The 12,069-nt window shown below is 65.1% G+C and carries 11 protein-coding genes and 4 tRNA genes; 4 read left to right on the top strand and 11 right to left on the bottom strand.

The annotated features are described in order from the left end of the window. Window positions 1–34: 34 nt before the first annotated feature. From nusG to AC56LK_RS10880, 11 genes are all read right to left on the bottom strand, one after another. Window positions 35–649 carry a transcription termination/antitermination protein NusG gene (nusG, locus tag AC56LK_RS10930; RefSeq protein ID WP_436107999.1) on the bottom strand — a complete coding sequence of 205 codons (615 nt, stop codon included), beginning with the start codon at window positions 647–649 and terminating at the stop codon, window positions 35–37. Further along, complete coding sequence (gene secE / locus AC56LK_RS10925) at window positions 649–1,038, bottom strand: preprotein translocase subunit SecE (RefSeq protein ID WP_436108000.1); 390 nt, start codon at window positions 1,036–1,038, stop codon at window positions 649–651. Before secE ends, nusG begins: the two co-directional genes overlap by 1 nt. Window positions 1,039–1,074: 36 nt before the next feature. Next, window positions 1,075–1,150 (bottom strand) — tRNA-Trp (locus AC56LK_RS10920). Between the two features lie 99 nt (window positions 1,151–1,249). Beyond that, window positions 1,250–2,440: an elongation factor Tu gene (tuf, locus tag AC56LK_RS10915; protein ID WP_436107920.1), complete on the bottom strand. Its 1,191-nt coding sequence runs from the start codon at window positions 2,438–2,440 to the stop codon at window positions 1,250–1,252. An 85-nt stretch (window positions 2,441–2,525) separates the two neighbouring features. Further along, window positions 2,526–2,600, bottom strand: a tRNA-Thr gene (locus tag AC56LK_RS10910). A gap of 35 nt (window positions 2,601–2,635) precedes the next feature. Next, window positions 2,636–2,709 (bottom strand) — tRNA-Gly (locus tag AC56LK_RS10905). Window positions 2,710–2,750: 41 nt separating this feature from the next. Further along, window positions 2,751–2,835 (bottom strand) — tRNA-Tyr (locus tag AC56LK_RS10900). Window positions 2,836–3,007: 172 nt separating this feature from the next. Then, entirely contained in the window at window positions 3,008–4,537 is a 1,530-nt protein-coding gene (locus AC56LK_RS10895; protein WP_497184566.1) for an HDOD domain-containing protein, read from the bottom strand. A gap of 15 nt (window positions 4,538–4,552) precedes the next feature. Next, window positions 4,553–6,223: a response regulator gene (locus AC56LK_RS10890; RefSeq protein ID WP_497184565.1), complete on the bottom strand. Its 1,671-nt coding sequence runs from the start codon at window positions 6,221–6,223 to the stop codon at window positions 4,553–4,555. 145 nt (window positions 6,224–6,368) lie between these two features. Further along, window positions 6,369–7,352, bottom strand: a complete 984-nt coding sequence (locus AC56LK_RS10885; protein WP_497184564.1) for a J domain-containing protein — start codon at window positions 7,350–7,352, stop codon at window positions 6,369–6,371. Window positions 7,353–7,452: 100 nt separating this feature from the next. Beyond that, window positions 7,453–8,601, bottom strand: a complete 1,149-nt coding sequence (locus AC56LK_RS10880) for a class I SAM-dependent methyltransferase (protein ID WP_497184563.1) — start codon at window positions 8,599–8,601, stop codon at window positions 7,453–7,455. A 64-nt stretch (window positions 8,602–8,665) separates the two neighbouring features. On the opposite strand from AC56LK_RS10880, the gene AC56LK_RS10875 reads away from it, so the two are divergent. Genes AC56LK_RS10875 through senA form a run of 4 tightly spaced genes read left to right on the top strand, consistent with a single transcriptional unit; the run spans window position 8,666 to window position 12,023 of the window. Beyond that, window positions 8,666–9,457, top strand: coding sequence for an SDR family oxidoreductase (locus AC56LK_RS10875; RefSeq protein WP_497184562.1), 792 nt, complete (start codon window positions 8,666–8,668; stop codon window positions 9,455–9,457). Between the two features lie 10 nt (window positions 9,458–9,467). Further along, the gene (locus AC56LK_RS10870) at window positions 9,468–9,866 is read left to right on the top strand and encodes a dihydroneopterin aldolase (RefSeq protein ID WP_436108505.1); all 399 of its coding nucleotides are present in this window, start codon (window positions 9,468–9,470) and stop codon (window positions 9,864–9,866) included. Further along, window positions 9,863–10,783: a tRNA 2-thiocytidine(32) synthetase TtcA gene (ttcA, locus tag AC56LK_RS10865; RefSeq protein ID WP_497184561.1), complete on the top strand. Its 921-nt coding sequence runs from the start codon at window positions 9,863–9,865 to the stop codon at window positions 10,781–10,783. The genes AC56LK_RS10870 and ttcA overlap by 4 nt, the downstream gene beginning before the upstream one ends. A gap of 46 nt (window positions 10,784–10,829) precedes the next feature. Further along, window positions 10,830–12,023, top strand: coding sequence for a selenoneine synthase SenA (gene senA, locus AC56LK_RS10860; protein WP_497184560.1), 1,194 nt, complete (start codon window positions 10,830–10,832; stop codon window positions 12,021–12,023). Window positions 12,024–12,069: the final 46 nt, after the last annotated feature.

The following is a 12,069-nucleotide window of genomic DNA, read 5'->3' as shown; positions in this document are numbered from 1 at the left end:
CCGCCTTGCTGCTGCGACGCTCCGTAACGGCGTTTTAGACTTTCTCTACCTGCCCGAACTCCAGTTCCACCGGAGTTGCGCGGCCGAAGATGGTGACAGACACACGCACCTTCGATTTTTCGTAGTTGACTTCCTCGACGTTGCCGTTGAAGTCGGTGAACGGGCCTTCCTTGATGCGCACCTGCTCGCCCACTTCGTACAGCACCTTGGGACGCGGCTTTTCGACGCCTTCCTGGACTTGCTGCATGATCTTGTCGATCTCGCGCGCCGGGATCGGCGTCGGCTTGTTCGACTTGCCACCGATGAAGCCGGTGACCTTGGACGTGTTCTTGACCAGGTGCCAGGTCTCGTCCGTCATTTCCATCTCAACCAGGACATAGCCCGGGAAGAAACGACGCTCGGAGACGGCCTTGGTGCCGTTGCGCATTTCGACGACTTCCTCGGTCGGAACCAGGATCTGGCCGAACTGCTGCTGCATGCCGGCGCGCTCGATGCGCTCGGTCAGCGCGCGCATCACGCTCTTTTCCATGCCCGAGTAGACATGGACGACGTACCAGCGCTTGTTGTTGACCGGGACACTCACGGGAGCCGCACCAGCGTCTTGCGCCGGGTCTTGGCCCGGCGCGTTGTCTTGCACGTTATCGCTCATCAGTTTTTCCACCCCAGGACCAGGTCGTACAACAGGAATTCAAGAACCTTATCCGTGCCCCACAGGAAAATCGCCGTCACGACCACGAAGGCGAACACGATGCCGGTGATCTGGGTGGCTTCCCGACGGGTCGGCCAAACAACTTTCTTGGTCTCGCGCACCGACTCCTTGGCGAAGCTCAGGAAATCACGGCCGGTGGTGGAGGTCCACAAAAGCAGGACAGCAAAAACTAAACCAGCCAAGAGGGCGCCGGCGGCGACCAAGGCTGGTTTGTTCTGGCCAGTCAGGTAGAAGAACCCGACGACGCCTGCAATCACAGCAACCACCGCCAGTGCGACCTTGAACTTGTCATTCGAGGTGCTGACAGTTTGCACGGATTGATTAGACATTCTTTTTTACTTTCGGTGCTGCGCACCAGAATTCGGTGGCAGGGGCGGAGGGAATCGAACCCGCGACCTTCGGTTTTGGAGACCGACGCTCTGCCAATTGAGCTACACCCCTACGAAAACTTCTCGCTGAATCCAGCATTATACATGGTACGCGCGTACCAGACAATGCCGTTCGAGGGAAGCGCTGCCCTGCTTCCCTCTACCTTGGCTATTAGGCCAGGATCTTGGCAACCACGCCGGCGCCGACGGTACGGCCGCCTTCGCGGATTGCGAAGCGCAGACCTTCTTCCATCGCGATCGGAGCGATCAGCTTGACGGTGATCGACACGTTGTCGCCTGGCATGACCATTTCTTTGTCTGCCGGCAGTTCGATCGAACCGGTCACGTCAGTCGTACGGAAGTAGAACTGCGGACGGTAGTTGTTGAAGAACGGGGTGTGACGGCCGCCTTCGTCTTTCGACAGGACGTAGATCTCACCGGTGAAGTGGTTGTGCGGCTTGATCGAGCCCGGCTTGGCCAGAACCTGGCCACGCTGGACGTCTTCACGCTTGGTGCCGCGCAGCAGCAGGCCGACGTTGTCGCCAGCTTGACCCTGGTCCAGCAGCTTGCGGAACATTTCCACGCCGGTGCAGGTGGTCTTCACGGTGTCGATGATACCGACGATCTCGATTTCTTCGCCGACCTTGATGATGCCGCGCTCGACACGACCGGTCACCACGGTACCGCGGCCCGAGATCGAGAACACGTCTTCCACCGGCATCAGGAAGGCGCCGTCGACGGCACGTTCCGGGGTCGGGATGTAGGTGTCCAGGGCTTCAGCCAGACGGATGATGCAGTCTTCGCCCATTTCGCCCGGCTGGCCTTCCAGCGCCATACGTGCCGAACCCTTGATGATTGGCAGGTCGTCGCCTGGGAACTCGTACTTCGAGAGGAGCTCGCGGACTTCCATTTCGACCAGTTCCAGCAGTTCTGCGTCGTCGACCAGGTCGCACTTGTTCAGGAACACGATGATGTACGGAACGCCAACCTGACGCGCCAGCAGGATGTGCTCGCGGGTCTGCGGCATCGGGCCGTCAGCGGCCGAGCACACCAGGATCGCGCCGTCCATCTGCGCGGCACCGGTAATCATGTTCTTGATGTAGTCGGCGTGGCCTGGGCAGTCAACGTGTGCGTAGTGACGGTTTTCGGTTTCGTACTCGACGTGCGCGGTGTTGATGGTGATGCCGCGTGCCTTTTCTTCCGGAGCCGCGTCGATCTGGTCGTAGGCCTTGGCTTCGCCGCCGAACTTCTTCGACAGGACAGTTGCGATTGCAGCCGTCAGGGTGGTTTTACCGTGGTCAACGTGACCGATGGTGCCGACGTTGACGTGCGGCTTGGTCCGTTCGAATTTACCTTTTGCCATTTGAGACTCCTAAGATCTAACGATTTTTTTGAGAATTACCAGGCACGACTGACGGACAAGCGCTACGGACTGCCGTACAAAATTCTGGTGCCCTTGACGTGGATTGAACACGTGGCCTCTCCCTTACCAAGGGAGTGCTCTACCACTGAGCTACAAGGGCTTATTTGTGCAGTGTTGAAACACACCGCGAATCACTGGAGCGGGTGAAGGGAATCGGACCCTCGTCGTAAGCTTGGAAGGCTTCTGCTCTACCATTGAGCTACACCCGCGAGGTACAACTTCTTTCAATTCACTTCACGACTCTTCTTTTTGGTGGTGGGGGCTGGATTCGAACCAGCGTACTCAGAGAGGGCAGATTTACAGTCTGCTGCCTTTAACCACTCGGCCACCCCACCGCGAAGAACCGCAGAGTATGAAGCAAGCTCAACGTATTGTCAACTAAGTTTCGGCAGTCTTTGACCGCTTCGCATAGCAGCGTTGCTTCGGGGCGTGATTGTAACGGGCGGGATGCAAAACCACAAGGGTGATTTTGCGAGAATTACAGGGCGGGCGAAAAACAGCGTTTTCCTACGGGGCCAGCGCTGCCAGCACCTGCCCTTTCAGGGCCTTGATCAGGGCGGTTTCATCCGGCGGCACGCCTTCCGGCGCCGCCAGCGCGCGGTCCGCATAGAACAGCCCAAGCTGCACCTTGCCCACCACCAGCGGCAGCACGATGAAGCTGCGTGCATCCGGCAGCAGCTTGCGGTGCCACTCCGGCAGCAGGTCGCGGATCGTGGGGCTGGACGCATCCGAGATCATCAGGTCGGCGTCGTTTTCCATGGCCAGGTGGAACAGGTCGCGGCTCGATGCCAGGGGAAAGGCGAAGCCGGCCTGGAGGCGGGCGCTGTCCTCGCCCAGCACCGCGCGCGCCCGGTATTGCCCGGTGCGCGCATCCTTCAGGCAGACGGTGGCGAAGCGGAAGCCGAGCGCGCCGTACAGGGTCTCGAGCACGGCCAGCACCACGTCGTTGACCTTGCTGCCGGAGGCGCGCATCTGGGTCACGTCCTGCACGCCCGCCAGCAGCAGGTCGCGTGCGTTCTTCGGCTTGCCGCTCGGGTGCGTGCCTTCCTGCTCTTCCTCGCCGGCGTCGAGCGTGGCCAGCATCAGCACGTTGGGCAGGCCGCCGCCGTCCTCGGCCTCGCTCTTGGGCGAGGGCTGCATGTTCATGCTCTCCAGCAGGCCGCGCATGCCTTCCTGTACCGAGGCCATCAGCTCGTCCATGCGGGCGCGGTCCAGGTCGAGCGCTTCGCCGTAGCGGCCCAGCAGGGCGTTCGCCTCCGGGGAGCCGGCCGGCTCGTGGGTCTTCGCCAGCAGGCGCGCCATGTCGAGGCCGAAGGCCGCCACCTGGCGCATCCACTCGCCGCGGTTGGCCGCCACCCGCACCGCGCTCGGCGCCAGGGAAGCCTGGGCGCGCACGATGACGTCCGGGATCTTCCATTCGGTCAGCACCGCCTGCGACAGCGCGTCGTAGCTGCAGCCGAGGATCATCTGCGAGGCTTGCCCGACCGTGTGCTTGCCGCCGAGGACCAGGGCGCCGATCTCGCGGTAGCGGTCGTGCTCGTGGCTGGCCACCAGCAGCGGGCCGATGTTCTTGAACAGGGCGCAGATCGCGGCTTCCTCGGCGCCCTGGTAAAAGCTGTGGCGCGCCATTTCGCGGCCCACCAGGCTGGCGCACAGGGCCGCTTCCAGCTCCATCCGCACGCTGCCGGCATGTTCGCAGCTGGCGAGCGCATCGACCAGCAGCATCGCCAGCGCGGTGGTCTTGACGTTGTCGAAGCCGAGCAGCGAGATCGCGCGCGAGATCGTGGTCACCGGCGTGCCGCCCGGGGTGCGGTACTGGATCGTGTTCGACAGGCGCAGGATGCGCTGGGTGAGCGCCGGGTCCGAGACCACGTAATAGGCCAGGTCGTGGGTGCCCTGGTCCTCGCTGGAGGCCATCTCGACCACGCGGGCGATCGAGGCGCCGAGGGCGAACATCTCTTCGTCGCCGCAGACCTTGTGCATCAGGGCGGCGCGCACGCGCCGGGTCGCGCCTTCCGGCGGAATGGAATCAGACATTGCAGCTCATCTTTCCTATGCCGCTTTCCCGACGGGTGCGGCCTTGGGAGCCGGCTTGGCCGGGCGTCCCTGCGCATTGCGCTCGTATTTCTTGAGTACCTGGTGGTGCAGCGCCGACAGCGCGCCCAGCTTCGGATTGCCCGGGTCGAGCTTGCGCACGCTGCCGATCAGGCCGACCGCCTGCTGGCCGAGCTTGTCGTCCCAGCCATCGTGCTCGAGGCAGCGCAGGGTCGCCAGCGCGGCATTGAAGGCCACCGAGGGGTTGTTCGGCAGTTTGCCCGCGGCTTCCTGCATCATGCTGACTGCGCCCTTGTAGTCGCCGCTGCGGGCGCGCGCGGCGCCGTCGGCCACCAGGTCGACCACGTGCTGGCGGCTCTCCTGGGCCAGGGTGCGGGCCAGGTCGGGGAAACCCGCGCCTTCCAGCACGCCCATCGCGCGCAGCATGGCGGCGTCGTTCGAGGCATTGCGCATGACGTCGCGCACCAGCTCGGCGCCGCCCTCTTCCATATTGTTTTCCAGGCAGGTGCGCGCCAGCTCCAGCTTGAGATCGCTGGAGAGCGCCGGCACGTCGGCGCAGGCCGCCAGCGCCGTGTTCAGCGACTCGTTCAGGCGGGTTTCGTTGCCGGTGTATTCGTGCAGCAGGGCCGAGGAAATCGCGCTGCACAGTGCCGTCCCCTGGCGCCCGCCCATCGAGCGGTCGAGGTCGCGGATGACCGAGGCGGCGGCCACCGGATCGCCCTTCTTGACCAGGGTGCGCACCAGCTTGACGTGGTCTTCGGGGTCGCGGAATTCGGAATACTTGGCCTTGGCGACCACCTGCTTGAGCGCCTTCTCGGCGGCTTCGGTATCGCCGGCCTCGAAGGCGGTCTCGCCCAGGGTGCGCAGGCGCCGCACGGCATGCGGCGACACCGCCACCGCGTCGCTCAGGACCGCCTGCGACTTGGCCAGGTCGCCCACCGCCGCATGGGTGCGCGCCAGCCAGTCGTAGGCGTCGACGAAATTGCGGTTGCTGTCGACCAGCTCTTCCAGGATGCCCTTGGCTTCGTCGAACTGGCGGCGCAGGAACAGGGTCCTGGCCAGGCCCAGGCGGGCCCAGGCGATCGCCTTCATGTCGATCAGCTTGCGGTAGATCGGCTCGGCCTGGTCCGGCTCGCCCAGGAAGACGTGCAGCTCGGCGCGCAGGCGCATGAAGTCGATCGCATAGCGCGGGTGCAGGCCCTCGCCTTCGATGCAGGCCTCGATCGCCTCGCGCTGGTCGCCCGCTTCCATCAGGGTGTAGACCGGCAGGAAGGCGCCGCGCCGGTCGAGGGCGCGCGCGATGCGGTCGAGCAGGCGGTCGGCGGTGAAGGGCTTGAGGATGTAGTCGGTCGGCGCCAGCTCGGCGGCGCTGACCACCTTGCTGTGGTTGCCTTCGGCGGTGACCATGAAGAACATGGTCGACAGCGGCATCAGCTTGTGGTGGCGCACGTCCTCGAGCAGCTGCTGGCCGTCCTGGCCGCCTTCGAGGTCGTATTCGCAGAGAATCATGTCGAAGCTCCGCAAGCCGAGGTGCTTGACCGCCAGGTTGGACGAACTGGCGTGCTCGATACGCGTCAGGCCACACATGGTGAGCATGCTGTGGATATTGGCGCGCATGCCCGCATGGGGCTCGATGATCAGGGCCGTGAGGCCTTCCAGTTCGTTCATGGGTCCGTAAGCCTGCGTAGGGCATGGCGCAGCCGCTGCATGGGCTGGCTGCATCAGTCCAGTATATTACGGCGAGGGAACAAATTACTTAAATCGGGTAAAGACGCAGCGCAATCCTGAGTTGTTCCGCGGAAAAAACCACAAATTAACCGCCGGGGGCGAAGGCGGCGGCCTGGCGCAAGGGGACGCGGCGGCCGTTCAGGCATTCGGACTTGCCGTCGCTGACGATGATGTTCTGGTAACGGACTTCGTACTTGCCGGCACTCAGCTTGTCGATCAGGAAAGTGGCACGCGGCTGTACATAGGCGTGGCGCACGTTCGAGCGGCGGTCGAGGTCGTACAGCTTGACGAAGACCGGCGAGGGATTGGCGCTGTTGTCGATCATGACCTGCATCTCGCTGCCGCTGTTGCCGACCGGGTAGCCCGGCAAGTAGCCGGACTCGGCCGGCCACGGGTCGCCGCTGGGGGCGCTCAGGGTCTGCAGGTCGGTGCCGCAATCGGGAGCGCGCGCCGGCACCACCAGCTGGGTCACGGCGAGCGCCTTGATCTCGGGCGGCGGCGCCGATCCTTCGCCGCCGAAACGGCGCGCCCAGCCTTCGGTACTGGCATCGGTGCCGAGTTCATCGGGACGGTCGGCCGCGGGCGTGCTGGGGGCAGGGTCCGGCTTGCCGGCCCAGGCCAGCGCCGCCGGCAGCTTGCCGCGCGCCGGCTCCACCAGGAACACGGCGGCGGCCGCGCCGGCCACGAAGCAGGTCGCCAGGCCCAGCCACCAGCGCGCGTCGCGCATCAGGGCCGGACGCGGGCGCGCATGGGTCTCGGGGACGCGCGGCTCCCAGGCATCGGGACGCGCCGGCCGTCCCGGCGTCTCGTCGGCGCCGGTGCTTTCCAGCCACTCCACTTCCCACTCCTCCGACGCGATCCATTCGTCGTGCTCCTTGCGGCGCACCGGGTCGGACAGGGTGTTGTAGGCGGTGTTGACGATCGCCATGATGCGGGCGGCTTTTTCGTCGCCCGGGTTCTTGTCGGGATGGTATTTCTGGCTGAGGGCCTTGTACGCCGCACGAATGACTTCGGCCGGCGCGCCGCGCGCGACCTTCAGGTTGTCATAGTGGGTATGGATCTTGGCCATGGTCTCAGGGGATGCGCGCGGTTGCCGTCGTCGATCTGCGGTCGCTCCGGGTTGTACAGCTTAGCCGGATTTGTGTCCAGAACGCAAGATGTCAAAAATTCTACAGGCGGTGCGTCCGGTCGGCCCGCACGATTGCGTCCGGCAAGTCGACGTCCTGCCCCACCACCAGCACCTTGAACAGCTCGCCCATCTCGGCCGGCGACACCAGCTTCTGCACCGCCTTCGATTGCGGCAGGAAGCGCAGGGCGTCCGCCGGGTCGCTTTCCATCAGCAGTTCGCCGATGCCGCAGCCCAGCAGGAAGGAAGCCTGGTTCATGTAGGCCAGCACCGGCAGGCCGGCTTCCTGCGCCGCCAGCGCCATCGCGGTGAAGTCGACGTGGGCGGTGATGTCCTGCAGGCCCGGCAGATAAAACGGATCCGGGTGGGAATGGTGGCGGTAGTGACACATCAGGGTGCCACCCATGCGCTGGTCGAGATAGTACTCGCGGGCCGGGAAGCCGTAGTCGAACAGGAAGGCGGCGCCGCGCCCGCCCTTCATCATGGCGGCCAGCGAGGCCATGAAGCCTTCGGCCACCGGGTGGATCTCGGTAACATAGCCGTCCGGCAAGTACTCGGCCTCGGGGATCTGGCGCGCCACCTGCGCCGCAAGCGCGTCCGAGAGTGCGCCCTGCACGAAGGCGAATTCTCCGTTTTCCACGGTGACCATCTGGCGCTGCCAGCGGCCCTCCTTGCGGATTACCAGCTCGACCGGCATCGCATCCAGCACCTCGTTGGCCAGCACCACGCCGCTGAAGGCATCCGGCATGCCGTCCAGCCAGCGCACCTGCGGCAAATCGTTCAGCGCTGCCTGCTGGCGCGCGCGCAGCTCGCCCGACAGTTCGATGATGGTGTACGAGCGCAGCTGCACGCCCATCCCGCCAAGGGCGGTGATGACGTCGCGCGCCAGCTTGCCGGTGCCGGCGCCGAATTCGATGATCTCGGGCGCGCTTTGGGCGATAATAGCGGCTGCCGCGCGCGCCACTGCGGCCCCGAACAGGGGCGAGATCTCGGGCGCGGTCGTGAAATCGCCGCTCGCGCCCAGCTTGGACGCGCCGCCGCTGTAATACCCGAGCCTGGGCGCATACAGCGCCAGTTCCATGAAGCGTGAAAATGCCATCGCCCCACCGAGCTGTTCGATCTCGGCGGCGATCAGGTGTTGCAGGGATTGGGACGCAGCAAGCGCGTCGGGAGCGGGTAGAGGCAGGGACATGCCGGCATTGTAGCGAAACGGCATGGCACCGGTACACATCAACCCCAGCACACGCATTTGAACAATGACGGAATCCGCCCACATTGCCCCGAAGCTCGCCCTCGTGACCGGCGCCGGCCGCCGCCTGGGACGCGCGATCGCGCTCGGCCTGGCCGCCGCCGGCTGGGACGTCGCCGTGCATTACCGCCATTCCGAACGCGAGGCGCAAGAGACGGTGGACGCCATTCGCGCCCTCGGCCGGCGCGCCGCCTTGTTCGCCTGCGACCTGCTGGATGAAGAGGCGGTGCGCGCCCTGCCCGGCCGCGTGGCAGCGGAACTGGGCCTGATCAATTGTGTGGTCAACAATGCATCGTTGTTTGAATACGACAGTGCCACCACGTTTTCTCCGGCCCTGCTCGCCACCCACATGGGCGCCAACGTGACGGCGCCGCTGCTGCTGGCGCAAGCCTTGCATGCTGCGACGCCCCTGGGTGCCCAGTCGGTCGTGGTCAACCTGCTGGACCAGAAACTGTACAATCTCAACCCGGATTTTCTGTCGTACACGCTGTCGAAGGCGGCGCTGCACGCGGCGACCACGATGCTGGCCCAGGCGCTGGCGCCCACGGTGCGCGTGGTCGGCGTGGCGCCCGGCATCACGATGGTGTCGGGCGAGCAGAGCGAGGAAGGCTTCGCGCAGGCGCACCGCATGACGCCGCTGGGCCGTTCCTCGACCCCGCAGGACATCGCGGACGCGGTGGTGTATGCCGCCGGTGCGCGCGCCCTGACCGGCACCACCCTGCTGGTGGACGGCGGCCAGCACCTGGCGCCGTCAAGCCGCGACGTGATGTTCCTGACTGAACCACATAACCATTCATAAGGCTTTCCCCATGTTATCCGCCCTGTCCCACCCGAGCTTGCGCAACTGCCGCCGGCTGTTCCTGCGCAATTACGAAGTGATGATCAACATCGGCGTGCACGATTTCGAAAAGCGGGCGGAACAGCGTGTCCTGATCAACGTCGACCTGTTCATCCCGCTCGAGCAATCGACCCCCAAGGCCGACCAGCTGTCGGAAGTGGTCGACTACGACTTCATGCGCGAGACCATCGCCAAGCGCATCTCCAAGGGCCACATCCACCTGCAGGAAACCCTGTGCGACGACGTGGTCAAGGCGATGCTGACCCACCCGCGCGTGCGCGCCGCGCGCGTGTCGACCATGAAGCCGGACGTCTACCCGGATTGCGAGGGCGTGGGCGTGGAAGTGTTCCAGGTGAAGGAAGAAGCATGAGCGAAGCGGATTTCGATCAATTGAACGCGGACGCCGCCAAGAAGGCGGAGAAAGTCGCGTACGAGGACAACAAGCTGCACAAGCGCCTGTGCCGCCTGGTGGGCCAGGCGATCGGCGACTTCAACATGATCGAGGACGGCGACAAGGTGATGGTCTGCCTGTCGGGCGGCAAGGACAGCTATGCCCTGCTGGACATCCTGATGACCCTGCGCGAGCGCGCCCCGATCCATTTCGACATCGTCGCGGTCAACCTCGACCAGAAGCAGCCGAACTTCCCGGCCGACATCCTGCCGGCGTACCTGGAGAAGCTGGGCATCCCCTTCCACATCGAGAACCAGGACACTTACAGCATCGTCAAGCGCCTGATCCCGGAAGGCAAGACCACCTGCTCGCTCTGTTCCAGGCTGCGGCGCGGCATCCTCTACCGCGTGGCGGATGAGCTCGGCTGCAACAAGATCGCGCTGGGCCACCACCGCGACGACATCCTCGAAACCTTCTTCCTGAACATGTTCTTCGGCGGGAAGCTGAAAGGCATGCCGGCCAAGCTGGTCTCGGACGACGGCAAGCACATGGTGATCCGCCCGCTGGCCTACGTGAAGGAAGCCGACACCGAGCGCTATGCGGAAGTCAAAGGCTTCCCGATCATCCCCTGCGACCTGTGCGGCTCGCAGGAAAACCTGCAGCGCAAGCAGATCAAGGCCATGCTGCGCGACTGGGAAAAGAAGCATCCGGGCCGCGTCGAAAACGTGTTCTCGTCCCTGAGCACCGTGGTACCTTCGCACCTGCAGGACCGCAACCTGTTCGGCTTCGTCGACCTGAAGACCGACGGCCTGCCGAATCCGCTGGGCGACATCGCCTTCGACGAAGAGCCGTGCTCGACGCCGGCGGCGAACACGATCTCGCTGACGCAGCTCTGAGCCGTCTTCCTCGGAACGGCGCAGGCATTGCTCGTACAATGCCTGCATGATCCATACTGACGCTTCGTTCCGCACCATGGACCCGCCTGGGCTGGATGCCGCCTTGCAGGATGCGCGGCGCCGGACGCTGGCCCTGTTCGATGCGCTTGCCGCCGCCGGCTACGGCGAAATGGCGCGCGTGCCCCGGCTCCCCGTCCTGAATCCACCGCTGTGGGAACTCGGCCATACCGCCTGGTTTGCCGAATGGTATGTGTTGCGTGAAGCCTGGGGTAGCGCTCCGGACGAGGCGTACGGCGCTTCCATGCTGCCGCAAGGCGACGGCTGGTTCGATTCGAACACGGTGGCCCATGCCGCCCGCTGGACCCTCGACCTGCCCTCGCCGGATGCACTCAAGGCCTATTGCCGCGACGTGCTGGACCAAAGCCGCGAACGTCTGGCGCGGGTGTCCGGCGACGATGCCGCGCTCTATCCCTACCGCCTGGTGCTGGCGCACGAGGACATGCATGGCGAAGCCCTGCTCTACACCATGCAGACCCTGGGCGTGACGGCGCCCACGCCCGCGCCGGCGCCGACGGCCGTCGCCTTGCCGTCCGGCGAGCTCGCTTTCGAAGGCGGCAATTTCCTGCTCGGGGAAGGACAGCCCGGTTTCGCGTTCGACAACGAAGGGCCGGCGCTCCCCTGCCGCGTCGCCGCTTTCGCCATCGATGCCGGCCTGGTGACGAATGCGGCTTACCTGGCCTTCGTGCGTGCCGGCGGCTACGCCCGGCCCGAATTCTGGAGCGATGAGGGCCTGGCCTGGCTGCGGGGCGAAGCACGCACAGCGCCACGCTACTGGCAAGCCGACGGCCAGGATTGGGCCACCGTGCGCTTCGGCAGCCGGGCCGCCCTGGACCCGGCCGAACCGGTGCGCCACGTGAGCCTGCATGAGGCACAGGCGTATTGCCGCTGGGCCGGACGACGCCTGCCACTGGAACAGGAATGGGAATGGGCGGCACGCTCGGGACAGCCCGGCTTCGCCTGGGGCGGATTGTGGGAGTGGACGGCGTCGCCCTTCCTGCCCCATCCGGGCTTTCGCGCCGACCGCTACCGCGAATATTCGGCGCCCTGGTTCGGCAGCCGCCAGACCTTGCGCGGCGCCTCCTTCGCCACGCCGCCGCGCATGCGCTCCCCGCTCTTCCGCAATTTCTTTCCGCCTGAGCGCGACGACATCTTCTCGGGCTTTCGCACCTGCGCCACCTAAAGCCGCGCATGCTATCCTGCGCCCATTCGTCCACGACCCATTACGC

Source organism: Telluria sp. ZB4P36 (genome assembly GCF_059685865.1).
The sequence above is the reverse complement of the archived record's forward strand: the minus strand, read 5'-3'. Positions and strand labels throughout refer to the sequence as shown.